The organism is Paracoccus endophyticus (genome assembly GCF_003286075.1).
In the GTDB taxonomy this organism is placed as follows: Bacteria; Pseudomonadota; Alphaproteobacteria; order Rhodobacterales; family Rhodobacteraceae; genus Paracoccus; species Paracoccus endophyticus.
The window spans coordinates 144,450-163,638 of the sequence record NZ_QLUV01000006.1 but is presented as its reverse complement, the minus strand read 5'-3'; the positions used below and the strand labels follow the sequence as shown (position 1 = coordinate 163,638).

Below are 19,189 nucleotides of genomic sequence, written 5' to 3'. Positions count from 1 at the left end.
CCCCGCGGGGCGCCCGGCAACGGCGGGCCGCCCGATCAGGGATCGCTGTTCTAGCGCGTGTCGCGCGGGCGCAGGGTCAGCCAGATCAGCGCGCCCCCGGCCAGCACCAGGAACGGCAGCATCGCCATGTTGACCGCCGACCAGCCCGCCTGCGCCGATCCGCCCGTGCAGCCCATCAGCCCGCCCGACGACAGCGACGCCAGAAACACCCCGCCGAACACTACGGCGTCGTTCACCCCTTGGATGCGGCCCCGTTCCTCGACCGAGTGGGCGGCCGTCAGCATCGCGGTCGCCCCGATGAAGCCAAAGTTCCAGCCGATCCCCAGCAGCACCAGCGCGGCGAAGAACTGCTCGATCTGAACCCCGGTCAGCGCCACCGCGCCCGACAGCGCCAGGATCGTCAGCCCCAGCGCGACGATCCGCGGCGCGCCAAGGCGGGCGATCAGGTGTCCGGTGAAGAACGACGGCACGAACATCGCCAGCACATGCGCCGACACCACCTGCGAGGCGTCGGCCGTGGCAAACCCGCACCCCACCATCGCCAGCGGGGTCGAGGTCATCACAAGGTTCATCAGCGCATAGCTGACCATGGCGCAGATCATCGCCACCGCGATGCGCGGGTCGCGCAGCATCTGGCCCACGCTGCGCCCCCCCGCCGCCCGGCCCTGTTCGCGTTGCAGATGGGGGATATCCAGCCCGGCAAACAGCAGGGGTCCCAGCAGGTTCAGCCCGGCGATCACCGCAAAGGTCAGGGCGAACGGAATGGCCGTGCGGTCCGCCGTCAGGGTGACCAGCCCCGGCCCCAGCAGCGCCGACACGAGGCCCCCCGCCTGCACCATGCTGATCAGCCTGGGGTGCAGGCCGACCGGCGCCGTGTCGGTCGCCGCGAACCGATAGAACCCCTGCGCCGACATGTAGACGCCGCACAGCGTCGTTCCGGCGGTGAACAGCGCAAAGCTGCCCGCCCGCAGGCCGGCATAGGCCATCATCGCGCCCGCCGCGGCGATCATGCAGGCCAGCGTGAACCCCGCCTGCCGCCCGTGCCGCGCCATGAAGCCGGACAGCAGCCGCGCCGAGACGGCCGAGCCCAGCATCACCATCGACACCGGCAGCGTCGCCAGGCAGCGGTTCGGCGCCAGCATCGCGCCCGCCAGGCCGCCGACAATGAAGATCATCGACATCTGCGACCCCAGGATCGCCTGCGCGGCGATAAGCACCCAGGCGTTGCGCCAGCTTTGGCGGCGGCTGGCGAACGTGTCTGCAACCTCGGTCATGGGGGCCTGTCCGGTCTGTAAAGGGGGTGGCGTCGTCAGCGGGCCAGCGCGGCGGCGGCGCGGGCGCGCGCCTCGATGGCGGCCCAGTCACCTGCGGCCATCAGCGGCTCTGGCGCAAGCCAGGTGCCGCCGACGCAGGCGACGTTGGGCAGCGCCAGATAGGCCGGGGCCTTGTCGGCGGTGATCCCGCCCGTCGGACAGAACGTCAGCGCCGGCAGCGGCCCGCCCAGCGATGTCAGCATCGCCACCCCGCCCGCGGCCTCGGCGGGAAAGAACTTGAGCATCGTATAGCCGCGGTCGGCGGCCTGCATCGCCTCGGTCGCCGTTGCGGCGCCGGGCAGCAGGGGCAGGGCGGCGTCGGCCGCGCTTTCGGCCAGCCCGTCGGTCAGGCCCGGCGACACCGCAAAGCGCGCCCCCGCCTGGCGGGCGCGATAGACATCGGTGGGCGTCAGCACCGTGCCCGCGCCGACGACCGCGCCGGGCACCTGCGCCATGATGCGGATCACCTCCAGCGCGGCCGGGGTGCGCAGCGTCACCTCCAGCATCGGCAGCCCGCCGGCGACCAGGGCACGGGCCAGCGGCTCGGCCAGGGCGGGATCGGACAGGACGATCACCGGGATCACGGGGATGCCGGCGCACAGCGCGCGAAGCTGCGCCGACTGATGGTCAGGGGTCATGACGTGTCTTTCGTATGCTGCGCGCACCCTGCGACGCCCGCGAGGCCGCCGCAAGCGAGGCCGAAGCCTTCTCACCCATAGGACGGGCGCGCTGCCTTGCCCGCCAGCCCCGGGGGGGTGCGCTGGCCGGTCGTGTGGCGCAGCCGCGCCGCCCGTCAGCCGCCGACGCTGCGCGCCGCGCCGCCGACGCTGCGCGTGCCGCCCGTCGCGGTGCGCGCCGTGGCCCCCGCACCGAATCCGCCGCGCTGCGCGACCTGCGCGCGGGTCATGGGCTGCTGCCCGATGGTGGCGGGCGCGCGGTTGAACGTGGTCGCCGGCACCTTGCCCGCGCCGGTGTTGCTGGCGAACGTCTGGCCGCCGTTCGGCGTGGAATAGCCGTTGGGCGTGCGGATCATCGGCTGGCTGAACACGCCGCCGCCGCGGCTGAGCATCGAACCCATCATGTAGCCCACCAGCAGCGGCATGAAGCTGAACCCGCCCCCCTGCTGCTGCTGCGCAGCCGCGTTGGGGTCGGCGGGTGCGTTGGGATCGGCGGCGGCCTGCGCCACGGGATCGGCCCCGCAGGCGTCCGCGCCATGTTCCTGTTCGCACAGCTCGCGCGATTCATAGCGCGGCGCGGTTTCCAGGTGGGTCTTTTCCGCCTCGGCGAACTGGGTGCGGCAATCGTCGGCGGTGAACCACAGCCCGCCTTCCTTGGCGGCGGCAAGGCAGGCGTCCAGGTTCGGGAACGCCTGCGCGTCGGTCTGGTCATCCTCGCAGGCGGCCAGCGTCAGGACGGCAGCCCCCGCCAGCATCAGCGCGACATGGCGCGACCGCTTGCGGCGAGGAGGGGGCGACAGGTCGGTCATGGCTTACCCTTCGATGAAATGCGGCTTGAAGCGGCTGAGGTTGTGGGTGATGCGCGCGCGATCTTCTCGGATGCCCAGCCCGGCGCAGCGTTCGCCCACGATCCAGGCGCCCAAGACGGGGTGGAAGCCGTCGAACACCGGCAAGGGCGCCAGCGCCTGCACGACCTGCGGATGATGGGAATAGCTGTCGTCGGGGGCGCGGTCGGTCTCGCGCCCGGCCTCGGTGATGACGACGCCGGACCCTTCGCGCGAGAAGATCGGCTTGGTGACATGGCCGCGCGCCAGGGCGGGCTCGGCCTCGGCGATGGCCGCGGCAAAGGGGGTCGGCTCGCCCCGTCGCACGGCCTGGATGTCGGCCGCGAAGAACGCGGGCAAAAGGTTCGGGTGACCGGGAAACATCGACCACAGCAGCGGCAGCAGCGCCTTGTTGGACAGCACCGCCTTCCACGGCGGCTCGATGAACCGCGTTTGCGAGGGCTGGAGGTTCGGCGCGAAGTCGTCGCGCAGCATGTCCTCCCACGGGTACAGCTTGAACAGCGTGCCGATCACGCGGTCCTGGTCGTCGGCAAGCTGGCCCTGGTCGGTGACGCCGATGCCCGACAGCGCGGTGAAATGGGCGCCAAGGCCCGCCTCTCGGGCAGCCCAGGCGATCGCCTCGACGGTGGCATAGTCCTCGGGGTTGTCGCGGTCGGCGGCGAAATGCACGTCCTCGCCGGGCGCACAGATCTCGGCCCAGCGTTCGACCAGCGCCTCGTGGATGCGGTTGAACTGGTCGGTGCGGGGCGACAGCACGCCCGCGTCGCGGCTTTCCTCGAACCACAGCCACTGGAACGACGCGGATTCGTAAAGGGACGTGGGCGTGTCGGCGTTGTATTCCAGCAGCCTGGCCGGGCCGTTGCCGTCATAGGCCAGGTCAAAGCGCCCATAAAGCTCGGGCTCGCCCGCCGCCCAGGACCGCTCGACAAAATCCCAGTAGGGGCGGGGGATCGCCAGCCGCTCCATCCATTCCTCGGACACGACCGCCGCCGCCACGGCCTCGCGGCACATGGCGTGCAGGTCGGTCGCGGGGTCCTCGATGTCGTCCTCGATCTGGCGCAGGGTCAGGCGATAGGCGCTGGTCTCGTCCCAGTAGGGCTCGCCCCCCATGTCGGCGAAGGTAAAGCCGACCTCGGTGGCGCGCTCGCGCCAGCCGGGCCGTTCGGGAAGATTGATCTTGTGCATGGCGCGCCCTGTTGGTCACGTCCGATGTGGCAAGGGGCGGGCCGCGATGCAAGTGTGACGGCCATGCGGGGACGCCAGTGCCTTGCGCGGCCGCTAGCGCGCGGCGTCGGCGCCCAGCGCCTCGCCCGCAAGCAGCGCGGCGTTTCCGCCCGATGCGGTGGTGTCGATGCACACGTGGCGTTCCGCGACCGCGTGGCCTGCGTCGATGCCCCCGATCAGCGGCAGGATGGGGCCGGGGCGGGCGGCCAGCGCCCGGGCATAGGCGCGGCCCCGGTCCGCATCGCCCCACCAGACCGCGCCCGAAAACCCCTGCGCCCGCGCCAGGGCCGCAGGGTCGGGCAGGCTGTCCAGCGCCACGCCCACGCCGCCCAGCCGCGCCAGTTCGGCGGCCTGCGCGCGGGCGGTGTCGTAGCCGGGGCCAAGGCACAGGACCGGGTCGCGGGGCAGGGCCGACAGATGGTTCGATTCGCCCGTGGGACCGGGCAAGGCGCGGTCCCAGGACGCCGGGCGGTCGGCGCGGGCGCGGTCGATCACCGCCTGCAGCGGCCCGTCGCCGGGCGGCTGCGGGCTGCCCGCGGGACCGGCGGGTGCCGCGGTAAAGCGGTGCAGATACAGCGGGCCGCCTGCCTTGGGCCCGGTGCCGGACAGCCCCTCGCCCCCAAAGGGCTGGCTGCCGACCACGGCGCCGATCTGGTTGCGGTTCACATAGATGTTGCCCGCGTGGACCGTGTCCGCGACGCGCTCGGCGCGCGATTCGATCCGGCTGTGCAGGCCGAAGGTCAGGCCATATCCGGTCGCATTCACATCCGCGATCACGCGGTCCAGCCCGTCCGCCGGGAACGTCGCCACGTGGACCACGGGGCCGAAGATCTCGGCCCCCATGTCGCGGATCGATGCGACGCGGATCAGCGTGGGCGCGACGAACCGCGCCGGATCGGGCGAGGGCCGCTCAAGGATGACCCGTCCCTCGGCGCGCGCGGCATCGATGTGGGCGCGGATGGCCGCCACTGCATCGGCGTCGATGACCGGGCCCACGTCGGTTTCGATGGCGGCGGGATTGCCCAGCGACAGCTCGCGCATCGCGCCCGCCAGCATGTCCAGCACGGGACCTGCGATGTCGTCCTGCAGGTACAGGCAGCGCAGCGCGGAACAGCGCTGGCCCGCCGACTGGAATCCGCTGGCGACGATGTCGCGCACCGCCTGTTCGGGCAGGGCGGTCGAATCAACGACCATGGCGTTCAGCCCGCCGGTTTCCGCGATCAGCGGCGCGGTCGGGTCCAGATGGTCTGCCATGCTGCGCCGGATCGCCTGCGCCGTGTCGGTGCCGCCGGTGAAGACGACGCCCGCCACGCGCGCATCGGCGGTCAGCGCCGCTCCGACCGTGGCCCCGTCCCCCGGCAGCAGTTGCAGTGCGGCCGCGGGGATGCCTGCCCGCAGCATCAGGCGGGTGGCGAGATGCGCGATCAGGGGTGTCTGCTCGGCGGGCTTGGCCAGCACCGCGTTGCCCGCGGCCAGCGCGGCCGCGACCTGGCCGGTGAAGATCGCCAGCGGAAAGTTCCACGGGCTGATCGCCGCGAAGATGCCCCGCGCCGGGTGGCGCAGGGCTGCCGCCTCGGCCGCGTAATGGCGCAGGAAGTCCACCGCCTCGCGCAGCTCGCTGACGGCGTCGGCCCAGGTCTTGCCCGCCTCGCGCGTCAGCAGGGCCATGATCTCGGGCGCGTTCTGTTCATACAGATCGGCCGCGCGGCGCAGGGTCTCGGCGCGCTGTGCCACCGGCGCGGTCCAGGGCCGCGCCGCGTCGATGGCGGCGGCCACATGGGCAGGCGTCGCATCGGCCACGGTGCCCACCGTCTCGCCGGTGGCGGGGTTCGGAACCGGGCGGGCAGGGCCGTCGGGCACGACCGCCGCAAGGATCGGGGCGGCCGCGGGCCGGTCCGTCATGTGGCGGGCCCTCGCAGCGGTCAGCGCGGCCAGCGTCGGCCGGTCGGCCAGATCGACGCCGGCCGAGTTCTCGCGCACGGGCGCAAACAGCGCGGGTCCGCGCGCCAGCGCCGGGTTCTCGATCTGACCCAGCGCCTCCACCGCCGTCAGGGGGCAGGCGGCGACCGTCGCGGGGGGGATCGCCTCGTCCACGATCTGGTTGACGAACGACGAGTTCGCCCCGTTTTCCAGCAGCCGCCGCACCAGATAGGCCAGCAGTTCGCGATGCGCGCCGACCGGCGCATAGATGCGCAGACGGGTGCCATGGTCGGCCTGCACGATGCGGTGCAGGTTTTCGCCCATGCCGTGCAGGCGCTGGAACTCGAACGGTTGTCCCGCCGCCATGTCCAGCACGGCGGCGACGGTGTGGGCGTTGTGCGTGGCGAACTGCGGATAGAGGCGGTCGGTCATCCCCAGCAGCTTGCGGGCCAGCCCGACATAGCTGGCGTCGGTGGAGATCTTGCGGGTGAACACCGGAAAATCGGGCAGGCCCAGCACCTGCGCGCGCTTGATCTCGGCGTCCCAGTAGGCGCCCTTGACCAGCCGCACCATCAGCCTGCGGTCCGTCCGCGCGGCCAGATCGTGCAGCCAGTCGATGACCGGCCCTGCACGGCGGCCATAGGCCTGCACGACGATGCCGAACCCGTCCCAGCCCTTCAGCCGGGGATCGGCCAGCACCGCCTCGATCACCTCCAGCGACAGGGTCAGGCGGAACGATTCCTCGGCGTCGATGGTCAGCGGCATGTCGGCCGCCGCCGCCGCGCGGGCCAGATCGCCCAGCACCGGCACAAGCTCGGCCATGACGCGGCCCGCCTGCGCCGTCTCGTACCGCGGGTGCAGGGCCGACAGCTTGACCGAGATGCCAGGGTTGTCGCGCACCGCGCCCGGCTGGCAGTCGCGCGCGATGGCGGCGATGGCGCGTCCGTAGGCCGCGGCATAGCGGGCGGCATCGGCCTGCGTCAGCGCGGCCTCGCCCAGCATGTCGTAGCTGTAGGTGGCGGTGGGCGTCTCGCGCGCGCGGTGCATCGCGGCCTCGATGGTCTGGCCCAGCACGAACTGGCGGCCCATCTCGCGCATGGCGCGGGTGACGGCCGCGCGGATCACAGGCTGGCCCAGCCGGCGCACCGCGCCGCGGATCAGCCCGGCATGGCGGCGGTCCAGCACGCCCCCCGTCAGCATCAGCCCGCGGGTGGACAGGTTGACCACCCGCGACCGCGACCGGCCCTTGTGGCTGGCCCAGTCGGCCGGCGCGATCTTGTCCGCGATCAGCGCGTCCGATGTCTCGGCGTCGGGCACGCGCAGCAGCGCCTCGGCCAGCGTCATCAGGGCCAGCCCCTCATCGGTGGACAGGCCGTATTCCGCCAGGAACACCTCCATCATGCCGGGGTGCAGGTCGGCGCGGATGCGGGCCACCAGGCTTGCGCCCGAGGCGGCGATCCGCGCGCGGTCGGCGGGCGACAGCGCGGCCTGGGCGATGAGGTCGCGCAGCAGCGGCGACTCGGGCGTCAGCGTGGCGGCGTCGATGGCGGAAAGAGCGACGGTATAGGTCATGGCGATGTCCCTGTCGGATGGCCCATGATAAGGGCAGGAAGGCAGGCGTTTCGGCCAAAGGCAGGGCATCGGATGGATATTTCGACCGAAGATCGCGGCACATGCGAGCCGTTCGCCCTGGACCGGATCGACCGCGCCATTCTTGCCGCGCTGGCCGCCGACGGCCGCATCAGCGTGACCGATCTGGCGTCGCGCGTGGGGCTGTCCAAGACCCCCGTGCAGGCGCGGATGCGACGGCTGGAACGGGCGGGCGTGATCCGCGGCTATCGCGCCGTGCTGGACCCGGTGCGCCTGAACGCCGCGCATGTCGCCTTTGTCGAGCTGAAGCTTTCGGACACGCGCGAACCGGCGCTGCGCGCCTTCAACCGGGCCGTGATGGCCGTGCCCGAGATCGAGGAGTGCCACATGATCGCGGGCGGGTTCGATTACCTGCTGAAGGTCCGCACGACCGACATCACCGCCTATCGCCGCGTCATGGCGGACCGCATCAGCACGCTGCCGCATGTCGCCGCCACCTCGACCTATGTCGCAATGGAGGCGGTGAAGGACTCAGCCTCGGTCACTCTGCCCGGATAACCGGCAGATCGCCGGGCCGTCACGCAAGTTCTTGCCCCAGGGTGCGGAACAGCGCACAAAAACGCGATCAACCCCGCTGAACGACGGGGATACCAACTGGGAGACTGACATGACCCGCTTTTCCCCGCGCGCGATCCTGCTGGCGAGCGCCATCGCCGTGGCGCCCCTGTCCGCGGCCTGGGCCGAGACGCCCGCCGACGTGCTGGTGGTCGCCCACACGATCGACGACATCATCAGCCTGGACCCGGCGCAAAGCTTCGAGTTCTCGGGCAACGATGTCACCCAGAACCTCTACAGCCGCCTGGTCGATTTCGACCCCCTGAACCTGGAAGCCGGGTTCCAGCCCAGCTTGGCCGAGAAGTGGGAGGTGAGCGAGGACGGCAAGACCATCACGCTGACCCTGCGCGAAGGCGTGACCTTCCAGTCCGGCAACCCCGTCCGGGCCGAGGACGCCGCCTGGTCGCTGCAGCGCGCGGTCAAGCTGGACAAGTCGCCCGCCTTCATCCTGACCCAGTTCGGCCTGACGCCCGAGAACGTCGACCAGATGGTCAAGGCAGACGGCAACACCGTGTCCATCACTATGGACCAGCCCTATGCCCAGTCCTTCGTGCTGAACTGCCTGTCGGCCAGCGTGGCCAGCGTGATCGACAAGGAAACCGTGCTTCAGCACGTCGAGGGGGACGATCTGGGCAACGCCTGGCTGACCACGAACTCGGCGGGGTCGGGGCCCTATGCGCTGGCCGCCTGGCGGCCGAACGAGGTGGTGCAGCTGACCGCGTTCGAGAACTATTTCGGCGGCGCCCCCAAGATGAAGCGCGTGATCGTCAAGAACGTGCAGGAATCCAGCGCGCAGCGCCTGCAGCTTGAGGCCGGCGACATCGACGTGGCGCGCAACCTGACCCCCAGCGACATCGAGGGCGTGACCGGCAAGGAAGGGATCGTCATCAAGGACGAACCCCGCGGCCGCATCCTGTACATGGGGATGAGCCAGCGCGACCCGCTGCTGTCGCAGGCGCCGGTGCAGCAGGCGATGCGCCACCTGATCGACTTCGAGGGGATGGCCAACAGCTTCCTGAAGGGCCAGTGGCGGATTCACCAGAACTTCATCCCCGAGGGGTATCTGGGGGCCTCGGACGAGAACCCGTGGACCTATGACATCGAGGCGGCCAAGAAGATCCTGACCGACGCCGGGATCACCGGCGGCACGATCACGACCAAGGTGCGCGACCTGCGCGAATACCTGGACGTGGCCCAGACCCTGCAGGCGTCGATGGCGCAGGCCGGGCTGACGCTGAACATCGAGCAGATGACCGGCGCGCAGGTGCTTGACGCCTATCGCGCCCGCGAGGTGCCGATCTTCCTGGGCGAATGGGGGCCGGATTACGCCGATCCGCAGACCAACGCCGGCACGTTCGCCTGGAACCCCGACAACGAGGGCAAGGGCAGCACGCTGGCCTGGCGCAACAGCTATGCCGTGCCCGCCGCCATGCAGGAGGCGGTCAAGGCCGCGACGCTGGAAGGCGACAGCGACAAGCGCAAGCAGATGTACCTGGACATCCAGGCGGAATACCGCGCCAACGCCCCGATCCTGCCGCTGTTCCAGCGCGTCGAGCAGGCGGCCATGCGCGACACCGTCAAGGACTGGTCGGCCGGGGGCGCCGTGACCTCGGTCATGTACCACCAGGTCAGTAAGGGCGAGTGAGCCGGTGACCCGGACCGCGCCAACCGGGGGGCAGGCGCTGCCCCCTGCGGGTGCGGCGCCCGTCCCGGCGCTGCCGCCCGCCCCCGGTTCGGGGCGGCTGGCCGCCACGGGCCGGCGGGCGCGGGCGCTGGGCGGCATCCTTCTGTCGCTGGCGCTGACGCTGCTGGGGCTGCTGCTCGTCACCTTCATCATCGGCCGGGTCATGCCGATCGACCCGGTGCTGAAGGTGGTGGGCGAACGCGCCACGCCCGAGCAGTACGAGGCCGCCCGTCAGGCCATGGGGCTGGACCAGCCCCTGGCCGTGCAGTTCCTGACCTATATCGGCGACGTGCTGCGCGGCGACTTCGGCCGCTCGATCTCGACTGGGCATCCCGTGGCCGAGGATCTGCGGCGCGTCTTTCCGGCCACGCTGGAGCTTGCGGCCATGGGCACGCTGATCGGCGTGCTGGCCGGCGTGCCGCTGGGGGTGGTCGCCGCCGCGCGCCGCGGGGGCTGGGTGGACCAGATCGCCCGCGTCGCGGCGCTGGTCGGCTATTCGATGCCGATCTTCTGGCTGGGGCTGATGGGGCTGCTGGTCTTCTATGGCATCCTGGGCTGGGTCGGCGGACCGGGGCGGCAGGACATCCTCTATGACGGCATGGTCCCCGAGGTGACGCGGCTGCTGCTGATCGACAGCGCGCTGGCGGGCGACTGGGGCGCGTTCCGCGATGCCTTCGGCCACATCATCCTGCCCGCATCGCTGCTGGGCTATTTCAGCCTGGCCTACATCAGCCGCATGACCCGCAGCTTCATGCTGGAACAGTTGTCCGCCGAATACATCACGACGGCGCGGGTCAAGGGCCTGTCGGAAGGACGCGTCGTCTGGGGCCATGCCTTCCGCAACATCGCCGTGCCGCTGGTCACGGTGATCGCGCTGTCCTTCGGCTCGCTGCTGGAAGGGTCGGTGCTGACCGAGATCATCTTCAGCTGGCCGGGCATCGGCAGCTATATCACCAAGACCCTGCTGGCGGGCGACATGAACGCCGTGCTGGGGGGCACGATCGTCGTCGGTGTCTGCTTCATCGGGCTGAACGTGCTGTCCGACCTGCTGTATCGTTTCCTGGACCCGAGGGCGGCATGACCGATCTGTCCACCCGTCCCGCGTCCACCCGCGACTGGCTGCTGTCGGATGCCCCGTCCACCCGCCGCCAGGCGCGGCTGGGGGCGCTGTATCAGGGCTGGCTGACCTTCCGCGCCAACACGCTGGCGATGGTGGGGCTGGTCATCCTGATCGGGCTGGTGCTGATGGCGATCTTTGCGCCCTGGCTGTCGCCCTATGATCCCGTCGCGCAGAACCTGGGCGACCGGCTGATGCCGCCGTCGGGCGCGCACTGGCTGGGGACCGACGCGCTGGGGCGCGACATCCTGTCCCGCATCATCTGGGGCAGCCGGGTGACGCTGTTCATCGTCGGCACCGTCGCGCTGATCTCGCCCATCCTGGGGCTGCTCATCGGGACGGTGGCGGGCTTTGCGGGCGGCTGGGTGGACCAGGTGCTGATGCGGATCACCGACATCTTCCTGGCCTTCCCCAAGCTGATCCTTGCGCTGGCGCTGGTGGCGGCGCTGGGGCCGGGGATCTTCAACGCCGTCCTTGCGCTGGCGATCACCGGCTGGCCGCCCTATGCGCGGCTGTCGCGGGCGGAAACGCTGGCGGTGCGCCACGCCGACTATATCGCGGCCGCGCGCCTGCAGGGCGCGGGCCCGGCCCGGCTGCTGGTCGGGCATGTCTGGCCGATGTGCGTCAGCTCGCTGATCGTGCGGGTGGCGCTGGACATGGCGGGGATCATCCTGTCGGCCGCAGGCCTGGGGTTCCTGGGCCTTGGAGCGCAGCCGCCTCTGGCGGAATGGGGGGCGATGATCTCTGACGGGCGGACCTATATCCTGGACCACTGGTGGGTCGCGGCGATGCCCGGCCTTGCGATCTTCATCGTCAGCCTGGCCTTCAACCTGCTGGGCGACGGGCTGCGCGACGTTCTGGACCCCAAGGGGGCCAAGGAATGACCGGCGCGCCGCTGCTGTCCATCCGCGACCTGTGCGTGACCTTCCCGACCCGTCAGGGGGAATTCCAGGCCGTGCGGGGCGTCAGCTTCGATCTCGGCCGCGAACGGCTGGGGGTCGTGGGCGAAAGCGGGTCGGGCAAGTCGATGACCGGCCGCGCGATCCTGGGCCTGGTCCGCCCGCCGGGCCGCGTCACCGCCGCGCGCATGGACCTGGACGGCCAGCCGATCCTGAACCTGCCGGAACGGCGGATGCGGGCGATCCGCGGCGGGCGCATCAGCATGGTCATGCAGGACCCCAAGTTCAGCCTGAACCCCGTCATGCGCGTGGGCCCCCAGATCATGGAGGCGTATCGCCTGCACGCGGGGGGCGGGCGCGCCGCCGCGCGGGCCCGCGCGCTGGAGATGCTGGCCGCCGTGCAGATCCGCGATCCCGAACGGGTCTTCGGCCTTTACCCGCACGAGGTCTCGGGCGGCATGGGCCAGCGGATCATGATCGCCATGATGCTGGCCCCCGACCCCGAGATCCTGATCGCGGACGAGCCGACCAGCGCGCTGGACGTGTCCGTCCGGGCCGAGGTCCTCAACATCATGGACGCCCTGGTGCGCGACCGCGGCATGGGGCTGATCTTCATCAGCCACGACCTGAACCTGGTGGCGCAGTTCTGCGACCGCGTGCTGATCATGTATGCCGGCCGCGTGGTCGAGGAACTGCCCGCCCGCGACCTGCACGCCGCCCGCCACCCCTATACCCGCGGGCTGCTGGACAGCCTGCCGCGGCTGGATGCGCCGGTGGACCGGCTGGCGGTGCTGGAACGGCAGGACGACTGGCGGACCGAGGCGATCGACGCATCGATGGTCGATGCCCTGCCGGGTGGCCTGCGATGACGCCCATGCTGCAGGTCAGCGACATGGACGTCTGGTTCGGCCCCCCGCATGCCCGCGTGACGGCGGTGAAGGGGGCAACCTTCTCGGTCGCGCCGGGCGAAAGCTTTGGGCTGGTCGGCGAAAGCGGGTCGGGGAAATCGACGATCCTGCGGGCCGTGGTCGGGCTGATCCCCGGCTGGTCGGGCCGCATCGCGGTCGAGGGCAAGCCCGTCGCGGGCATTGGCCGCGACCGGGCGTTCCTGAAGACCGTGCAGATGGTGTTCCAGGACCCCTACGCCAGCCTGCATCCCCGCCATTCCGTGGACCGGGTGCTGTCGGAAACGCTGGCGCTGCAGGGCCTGGGCGACGTGGACCGCCGCATCACCCGCCTGCTTGAGGATGTGGGGCTGGGCCGGGGTTTCCGCTTTCGCTTTCCGCATCAGCTGTCGGGCGGGCAGCGCCAGCGCGTGGCCATCGCGCGCGCCCTGGCGGCCGAGCCCCGGCTGCTGCTGCTGGACGAGCCGACCAGCGCGCTGGACGTCAGCGTGCAGGCGGAAATCCTGAACCTGCTCAAGGACCTGCGGGCGGAACATCAGCTGACCTATGTGATGGTCAGTCATGACCTGGCGGTGGTGGCGCATATGTGCGACCGGCTGTCCGTGATGCAGGCAGGCCGCATCGTCGAGATCATGGACGCCGCCACCCTGCGCGCCGGCGCCCCGCGCGAGGATTACTCCCGCGCGCTGATCGCGGCCTCGACCTGGCGGCGCGCCTGAGGCGGGCGCCCACGGAAAAGGGCGCCTGAACGGCGCCCTTGCGGTCTCCGGCGGTCCTGCCGCGTCAGACGTGGCGACGGAAGAACTCGTTCATCTTCTCGTCAACCTCGGTCTTGGCCCAGCCATAGCGTTCCTGAAGCTTGCCCGCCATGCGGTCACGGTCGCCCTGGATCTGGGTCAGATCGTCGTCCGTCAGATCGCCCCACTGCTGCTTGACCGAGCCCTTGAGCTGATCCCACTTCCCCTGGATGATGTCCCAGTTCATAGCATCCTCCTGTGGATGTTGTTACGGGAAATCAACGTCCCATAAGCGGGCGAGGTTCCGCTTTGTGCCGGTCAGGCGACCCGGTCCGGCAGGGCGCGACCCTCGTCCAGCGCCACGACATTGGCCATGGCGCGCAGGGCCATGTCGGTGCGGACGTCATCGGTCGCGGTGCCCAGGTGGGGCAGCAGGACGGCGTTGTCCAGCGCGGCCAGGGCCGCGGGCACGACCGGCTCACGCTCATAGACGTCAAGGCCCGCGCCGAACAGGCGACGGGCGGCCAGCGCCTCGATCAGCGCCGCCTCGTCCACCACGTCACCGCGCGCGACGTTGACAAGGATCGCGTGGGGCTGCATCGCCGCAAGTTCTGCCGCGCCGATCAGGTGCCGCGTCGCGGCGCCCCCGGGCACGGCCAGAACCACGATGTCGGCCGCGGCCAGCAGGGCTGGCAGGTCCGGGACCTGCTCGGCCGGAAACGCCGTCGCCACGCGCGAGCGGTTGTGAAACAGCACCCGCATCCCGAACCCGAAATGGCACCGCTGCGCGATGGCCTGCCCGATGCGGCCCATGCCGACCACGCCGACCGTGCGGCCGGTCACGTGCATCCCCAGCATCTGCGTCGGATGCCACCCGGTCCAGCGGCCGGCGCGGACCAGGCGCTCGCCCTCGGCCGCGCGGCGGGCGGTCATCAGGATCAGCGTCAGGGCCAGGTCGGCGGTGGCGTCCGTCACCACGTCGGGCGTGTTCGTCACCGCGACGCCGGCCGCTTGCGCGGCGGCGATGTCGATGTGGTTGAACCCCGCGCCAAAGTTCGCAAGCAACCGGCAGCGATGCGGCCCGCCGGCCAGCGCCGCCGCCGAGAACCCGTCGCCCAGCGTCGGGATGATCGCATCATAGGCCGCCAGCGCCGCTGCGGCCTCGTCGCTCGTCAGGGGGGTGGTGTCGTCGCGGATCGTCGTGTCGAACCGGTTGCGCAGCGCGGCCTCGGCCCGGTCGGTCATGCGGCGTGTGACGAGCAGGCGCATCAGAACATCCGTCCGCCGTTGGGAACGGGGCTGTCCGGCCCGATCAGCACCACCTCGCCGTCCGCGTCAGGCAGGCCAAGGACCAGCACCTCGGACATGACCTTGCCGATCTGCCGGGCAGGAAAGTTGACGACCCCCAGAACCTGCCGGCCGACCAGCGCGGCGGGGTCATAGTGGCGTGTGATCTGGGCCGAGCTGTGCCGTTCCCCGATGCCGGGGCCAAAGTCGATCCACAGCCTGATCGCGGGCTTGCGCGCCTCGGGGTAGGGTTCGGCGCGCACGACGGTGCCCACGCGGATGTCCACGGCAGCAAAGTCGTCCCAGCCGATCTGCGGCGCGGGGGCGGTGGGCGCGCTCATGCGCCCAGCTCTCGTCCGCGGGCGGCGGCGGCGGCGATGGTGCGCCGCATTAGGGGCGGCAGGCCGGTCTTTGGGTCCATCAGCTGCGCCAGCCCCGCCGCCGTCGTGCCGCCGGGCGAGGTGACGGCCTCGCGCAGCGCGGCAGGGTCCTGATCCTGGTGCATGGCCAGCGCGCCCGACCCCGCCACCGTTGCGCGCGCCAGGTCCAGCGCCAGCGCCGCAGGCAGCCCCTCGGCCACGCCGGCGGCGGCCATTGCCTCGATCAGGTGAAAGACATAGGCCGGGCCGGAGCCCGACAGCGCGGTCACGGCATCCATCTGCGATTCGTCGCCCAGCCGGACCACGCGCCCCACGGCCCCCATCAACTGCTCGGCCAGATCCATGTCGGCATCGCTCGCCCGCGCGTTGCCGATGATCGCCGTGATGCCCTGGCCGATGGCGGCCGGGGTGTTGGGCATCGCCCGCACGATCGCGGCGCCCGGAAACGCCCGCTCATAGGCGGCCAGCGTGACGCCGGCCGCGACCGACAGCACCAGCGCGCCGCCCTGACCCGGCGAGGCAAGCTGGGGCAGCACGCCGCCCATCATCTGCGGCTTGACCGCCAGGACCAGAACCGCCGGGTGGGCGGGCAGCGGCCCGTTGACGGCGACCCCACGGTCCGCCAGCCCGGCGGGCGGCGAGGGGTCGAGCACGTGCACCGCACGGGGGGCCAGTCCCCGCGACAGCCACCCCTGCAGCAGCGCGCCACCCATGCGCCCGCACCCCACAAGCACCAGCCCGCGATCGTTCAGATGCGCCAGATCCATCCCTTGTCCCCCTGTTTGTGCAAGGCCTAGCACCCGGGGCGGCATGGACAAGGGAAACGATGCCCCCGCAAACCCGCGGCGCAGGGGCCGCCTGCCACGCACGGCCGCCGTCGGTCCCGCTCAGGCGCGGCCGTAGGCTGCCGACAGTGCCACGTCCATCGCCGCCTGGGCCGGGGCGTCGCCCCAGCAGGCAAGCTGGAACGCGGGATAGAACCGCTCGCACGCCTCGATCGCCGCGCCGATCATCCGGTTGATCTGCTCAGGGCCGGCAAGGACCTCGCCCGCCAGCACCAGCCCATAGCGCCAGACCATCAGCTTCTGAGGCGCCCAGAAGGTGAAGCCGCCGTCCCAGACCTGATCGTTGGCAAGGTTCAGCACCTCGTACAGCACGGGCAGCCGGGCCGCGGGCGGGTCCATGTCGAAGCTGCAGATCAGGCGCAGCACCTCGTCCCCCGGTGACCACGCCAGGGTCAGGGAATAGCTGCGCCACTGGCCCTGCACCGTCATGGCGATCTGGTCGTCGGCCAGCCGGTCGAAATCCCAGTCGCGATGGGCGGCCACCGTCTCGACGATGTCGATCGGGTGAATGTCGTCGCTGTGGATGAAGTGGTCCAGTTGCGCCATGTCGTGCCCTGCCTGTCTGAGGTCGGGTTCATCCCAACTTGTGGTAGTCGCCACAAGACCGGGGGTTCGGACCCGGTCGTGACACCAGATAGGGTAAGCGGGGAATCAGGGACGGTGTAAAGCGGAAAACGGGGCGCGGATTGCCCACAGCGATTGCGCGCCATCCGTGGCGCCCAGGGCGAACGGCCCTGGCGCTGTCGGTGCCCCGGGCAAGGCCCGCCGACCAGGCACAGGCGCAGGGTCCGCCCGCGGGTCAGCCCAGCATCGACGCCATCGCCGCGCCCAGGGCGACCAGCGCGCCCCCGACCAGCCAGTCGCAGGCGCGCAGCGCGGCGCTGCGGCGCGGGGGCTGCGGCGGCGGGCGCGTGGCCGAGTCCAGTCCGCGCTCGATCAGTTCGGGCAGCAGCGGTCCATAGCGGCCCAGCGTCTGCACCGCTCGCAGCCCGTCGCGCAGCGCGGCGCGCGGCCCCAGATTGTCGCGGATATAGCGTTCGACGACCGGGGCCGCGGCCCGCCAGATGTTGATCTGCGGGTCCAGCGTCCGGGCCACCCCCTCGACCACGACCATGGTGCGCTGCAACAAAATCAGCTCGGTCCGGGTCTGCATCCCGAAGCGCTCGGTGACCTCGAACAGATAGGCCAGCAGGTTGGCCATCGAGATGCGGCTGGCGTCCGCGCCGAAGATCGGCTCGCCCACGGCGCGCAGGGCGCGGGCGAACTCGGCGACGTTGCGGTCGCGGGGAACATAGCCCGCCTCGAAATGCACGCGCGCCACGCGGTCATAGTCGCGCTGGATGAACCCCATCAGGATCTCGGCATAGACGCGCCGGGTGTATTCGTCGATCTCGCCCATGATGCCGAAATCAAAGGCCGCGATGTCGCCGTTGGGGGACACGCGCAGGTTCCCCTGGTGCATGTCGGCATGAAAGAACCCGTCGCGCAGGGCGTGCGACAGGAACAGCTGGATCATCCGTTCCGCCAGGGCGCGGGTGTCGTGGCCGGCGGCGCGGATCGCGGGCACGTCGCCCATCGGGATGCCGTGCATCCAGTCGCTGGTCAGCACCCGGCGCGACGACAGGCCCCAGTCGGGGCGCGGCACGCCAAAGCCCGCATCCTCGCGCGTGTTCTCGGCAAAGGCCGAGGCAGAGGCCGCCTCGAGCCGGAAATCCAGTTCGCCCAGCACCACGGATTCGAAATGCCCGATCACGTCGCGCGGCCGCAGCCGGCGGCTGGAGGGCGAGAGCCGCTCGATCATGCCGGCCGCAAAGTGAAAGGCGTCGATGTCGCGGCGGAACGCGGCCTCGATCCCCGGCCGCAGGACCTTGACCGCGACCTCGGCCCCGTCGCGGGCGCGGCGGGCATGATGGACCTGCGCGATCGAGGCAGCGGCGACGGGTTCGGAAAACTCGGTGAACAGCGCCTCGACGGGGGCGGCCAGTTCGGACGCGACGATGGCCCGCGCCGTGGCCTGCGGAAAGGGCGGCAGGCGGTCCTGAAGCATGCGCAACTGGTTGGCCATTTCCGCCCCCACCACGTCGGGCCGGGTCGACAGGATCTGGCCGAACTTGATGTAGGCAGGTCCCAGGGCGGTGATCGCGCGCGTGATCGGCGGCAGTGCCGGGTCGCCGGGATAGCCGAGCCAGGCGAAGGGCCAGCCCATGATGCGCGCGGCCAGGCGCACGCGCGAGGGCGCGTTCATCGCGTTCAGCGCCGCGCCCATCGCGCCCGTGCGTTCGAACGTGGCGCCCGTGCGGATCAGGCGCCAGATATTGTGCGGGCCGCGCATGTCAGATCACCCAGCCGGAATGCAGCGCGGCGATGCCAAGGGACAGGTTGCGGTACTGCACGCGGGCAAAGCCCGCGTCGCGGATCATGGCCGCAAAGGTGTCCTGATCGGGAAAGCGGCGGATCGATTCGACAAGATACTGATAGCTGTCGCGGTCCCCCGCGACCACCTGCCCCAGCGGCGGGATCACGTTGAACGAATAGCGGTCATAGGCCCATTGCAGCGCCGGCACGGGCAGCTGGCTGAATTCCAGCACCATCAGGCGACCACCGGGGCGCAGGACGCGCCGCGCCTCGGCCAGCGCGTCGGGGATGCGGGTCACGTTGCGGATGCCGAAGCTGATCGTGTAGCGGTCAAAGCTCGCGTCGGCAAAGGGCAGGGCCATGGCGTCGCCCGTGACCCAGGACAGCCGGTCCGACAGGCGCCCGGCCTCGGCCCGCTTGCGCCCCTCGACCAGCATCGATTCCGTCATGTCGCAGACTGTGACGCGCGCGCCGGGCGCCCGGTCCAGAAACCGGAAGGCGATGTCGCCCGTGCCGCCCGCGACATCCAGCAGGCGCTGGCCATCGCGCGGGACCAGCCAGTCCATCATCGCGGTCTTCCACAGCCGGTGGACGCCGACGCTCATCAGGTCGTTCATCACGTCGTATTTCGACGCCACGCGGGAAAACACGCCGTGGACCAGCCCAGCCTTGTCATCCTCGGCCACGTCGCGAAACCCGAAATGGGTCTGGCGGCCGGATTGTGTCGGGCGAGGGTCGGTCATAGGTCGGTCTTTCCGTGCCGGTTGCGCGCGGCACCATGCGACGGATGGAGGCG

Annotated in this window: 18 protein-coding genes; 6 read left to right on the top strand and 12 right to left on the bottom strand. The window is 70.9% G+C overall.

What is annotated here, in order from left to right:
* Positions 1 to 50 precede the first annotated feature (50 nt).
* The 5 genes from DPQ23_RS09485 to putA all read right to left on the bottom strand — a co-directional run bounded on the left by DPQ23_RS09485 (position 51) and on the right by putA (position 7,551).
* Positions 51 to 1,274 carry an MFS transporter gene (locus tag DPQ23_RS09485; protein WP_112874442.1) on the bottom strand — a complete coding sequence of 408 codons (1,224 nt, stop codon included), beginning with the start codon at positions 1,272 to 1,274 and terminating at the stop codon, positions 51 to 53.
* 35 nt (positions 1,275 to 1,309) lie between these two features.
* Complete coding sequence (gene eda / locus DPQ23_RS09480; RefSeq protein WP_112874441.1) at positions 1,310 to 1,951, bottom strand: bifunctional 4-hydroxy-2-oxoglutarate aldolase/2-dehydro-3-deoxy-phosphogluconate aldolase; 642 nt, start codon at positions 1,949 to 1,951, stop codon at positions 1,310 to 1,312.
* Positions 1,952 to 2,106: 155 nt separating this feature from the next.
* Positions 2,107 to 2,799: a DUF1190 domain-containing protein gene (locus tag DPQ23_RS09475; protein WP_112874440.1), complete on the bottom strand. Its 693-nt coding sequence runs from the start codon at positions 2,797 to 2,799 to the stop codon at positions 2,107 to 2,109.
* A gap of 3 nt (positions 2,800 to 2,802) precedes the next feature.
* The gene (locus tag DPQ23_RS09470) at positions 2,803 to 4,020 is read right to left on the bottom strand and encodes a glutathionylspermidine synthase family protein (RefSeq protein WP_112874439.1); all 1,218 of its coding nucleotides are present in this window, start codon (positions 4,018 to 4,020) and stop codon (positions 2,803 to 2,805) included.
* A gap of 93 nt (positions 4,021 to 4,113) precedes the next feature.
* On the bottom strand, positions 4,114 to 7,551 hold the full coding sequence (gene putA / locus DPQ23_RS09465) for a bifunctional proline dehydrogenase/L-glutamate gamma-semialdehyde dehydrogenase PutA (protein ID WP_112874438.1): 3,438 nt from the start codon (positions 7,549 to 7,551) through the stop codon (positions 4,114 to 4,116).
* A 72-nt stretch (positions 7,552 to 7,623) separates the two neighbouring features.
* Between putA and DPQ23_RS09460 the strand changes: the two genes are divergently transcribed.
* The 6 genes from DPQ23_RS09460 to DPQ23_RS09435 all read left to right on the top strand — a co-directional run bounded on the left by DPQ23_RS09460 (position 7,624) and on the right by DPQ23_RS09435 (position 13,508).
* On the top strand, positions 7,624 to 8,127 hold the full coding sequence (locus DPQ23_RS09460) for an Lrp/AsnC ligand binding domain-containing protein (protein WP_112874437.1): 504 nt from the start codon (positions 7,624 to 7,626) through the stop codon (positions 8,125 to 8,127).
* A gap of 109 nt (positions 8,128 to 8,236) precedes the next feature.
* Entirely contained in the window at positions 8,237 to 9,829 is a 1,593-nt protein-coding gene (locus tag DPQ23_RS09455; protein ID WP_112874436.1) for an ABC transporter substrate-binding protein, read from the top strand.
* Between the two features lie 127 nt (positions 9,830 to 9,956).
* Positions 9,957 to 10,949, top strand: coding sequence for an ABC transporter permease (locus tag DPQ23_RS09450; RefSeq protein ID WP_112874471.1), 993 nt, complete (start codon positions 9,957 to 9,959; stop codon positions 10,947 to 10,949).
* Positions 10,946 to 11,869 (top strand): nickel transporter permease, encoded by a 924-nt coding sequence (nikC, locus tag DPQ23_RS09445; RefSeq protein WP_112874435.1) that lies wholly within the window; start codon positions 10,946 to 10,948, stop codon positions 11,867 to 11,869. The genes DPQ23_RS09450 and nikC overlap by 4 nt, the downstream gene beginning before the upstream one ends.
* On the top strand, positions 11,866 to 12,753 hold the full coding sequence (locus tag DPQ23_RS09440) for an ABC transporter ATP-binding protein (protein WP_112874434.1): 888 nt from the start codon (positions 11,866 to 11,868) through the stop codon (positions 12,751 to 12,753). The genes nikC and DPQ23_RS09440 overlap by 4 nt, the downstream gene beginning before the upstream one ends.
* Positions 12,750 to 13,508 carry an ABC transporter ATP-binding protein gene (locus tag DPQ23_RS09435; protein WP_112874433.1) on the top strand — a complete coding sequence of 253 codons (759 nt, stop codon included), beginning with the start codon at positions 12,750 to 12,752 and terminating at the stop codon, positions 13,506 to 13,508. The genes DPQ23_RS09440 and DPQ23_RS09435 overlap by 4 nt, the downstream gene beginning before the upstream one ends.
* A gap of 64 nt (positions 13,509 to 13,572) precedes the next feature.
* Here DPQ23_RS09435 and DPQ23_RS09430 read toward each other — a convergent pair whose 3' ends face one another.
* The 7 genes from DPQ23_RS09430 to ubiE all read right to left on the bottom strand — a co-directional run bounded on the left by DPQ23_RS09430 (position 13,573) and on the right by ubiE (position 19,136).
* Positions 13,573 to 13,773 (bottom strand): CsbD family protein, encoded by a 201-nt coding sequence (locus tag DPQ23_RS09430; protein WP_112874432.1) that lies wholly within the window; start codon positions 13,771 to 13,773, stop codon positions 13,573 to 13,575.
* 71 nt (positions 13,774 to 13,844) lie between these two features.
* The gene (locus DPQ23_RS09425) at positions 13,845 to 14,795 is read right to left on the bottom strand and encodes a 2-hydroxyacid dehydrogenase (protein ID WP_112874431.1); all 951 of its coding nucleotides are present in this window, start codon (positions 14,793 to 14,795) and stop codon (positions 13,845 to 13,847) included.
* Complete coding sequence (locus DPQ23_RS09420; protein WP_112874430.1) at positions 14,795 to 15,154, bottom strand: tRNA-binding protein; 360 nt, start codon at positions 15,152 to 15,154, stop codon at positions 14,795 to 14,797. Before DPQ23_RS09420 ends, DPQ23_RS09425 begins: the two co-directional genes overlap by 1 nt.
* Positions 15,151 to 15,960 (bottom strand): pyrroline-5-carboxylate reductase, encoded by an 810-nt coding sequence (proC, locus tag DPQ23_RS09415; RefSeq protein WP_112874429.1) that lies wholly within the window; start codon positions 15,958 to 15,960, stop codon positions 15,151 to 15,153. Before proC ends, DPQ23_RS09420 begins: the two co-directional genes overlap by 4 nt.
* 120 nt (positions 15,961 to 16,080) lie before the next feature.
* Positions 16,081 to 16,584 carry a type III secretion system chaperone family protein gene (locus DPQ23_RS09410; protein ID WP_112874428.1) on the bottom strand — a complete coding sequence of 168 codons (504 nt, stop codon included), beginning with the start codon at positions 16,582 to 16,584 and terminating at the stop codon, positions 16,081 to 16,083.
* Positions 16,585 to 16,837: 253 nt separating this feature from the next.
* The gene (gene ubiB, locus DPQ23_RS09405; protein ID WP_112874427.1) at positions 16,838 to 18,370 is read right to left on the bottom strand and encodes a 2-polyprenylphenol 6-hydroxylase; all 1,533 of its coding nucleotides are present in this window, start codon (positions 18,368 to 18,370) and stop codon (positions 16,838 to 16,840) included.
* Between the two features lies 1 nt (position 18,371).
* Positions 18,372 to 19,136: a bifunctional demethylmenaquinone methyltransferase/2-methoxy-6-polyprenyl-1,4-benzoquinol methylase UbiE gene (gene ubiE, locus DPQ23_RS09400; protein WP_112874426.1), complete on the bottom strand. Its 765-nt coding sequence runs from the start codon at positions 19,134 to 19,136 to the stop codon at positions 18,372 to 18,374.
* Positions 19,137 to 19,189 lie beyond the last annotated feature (53 nt).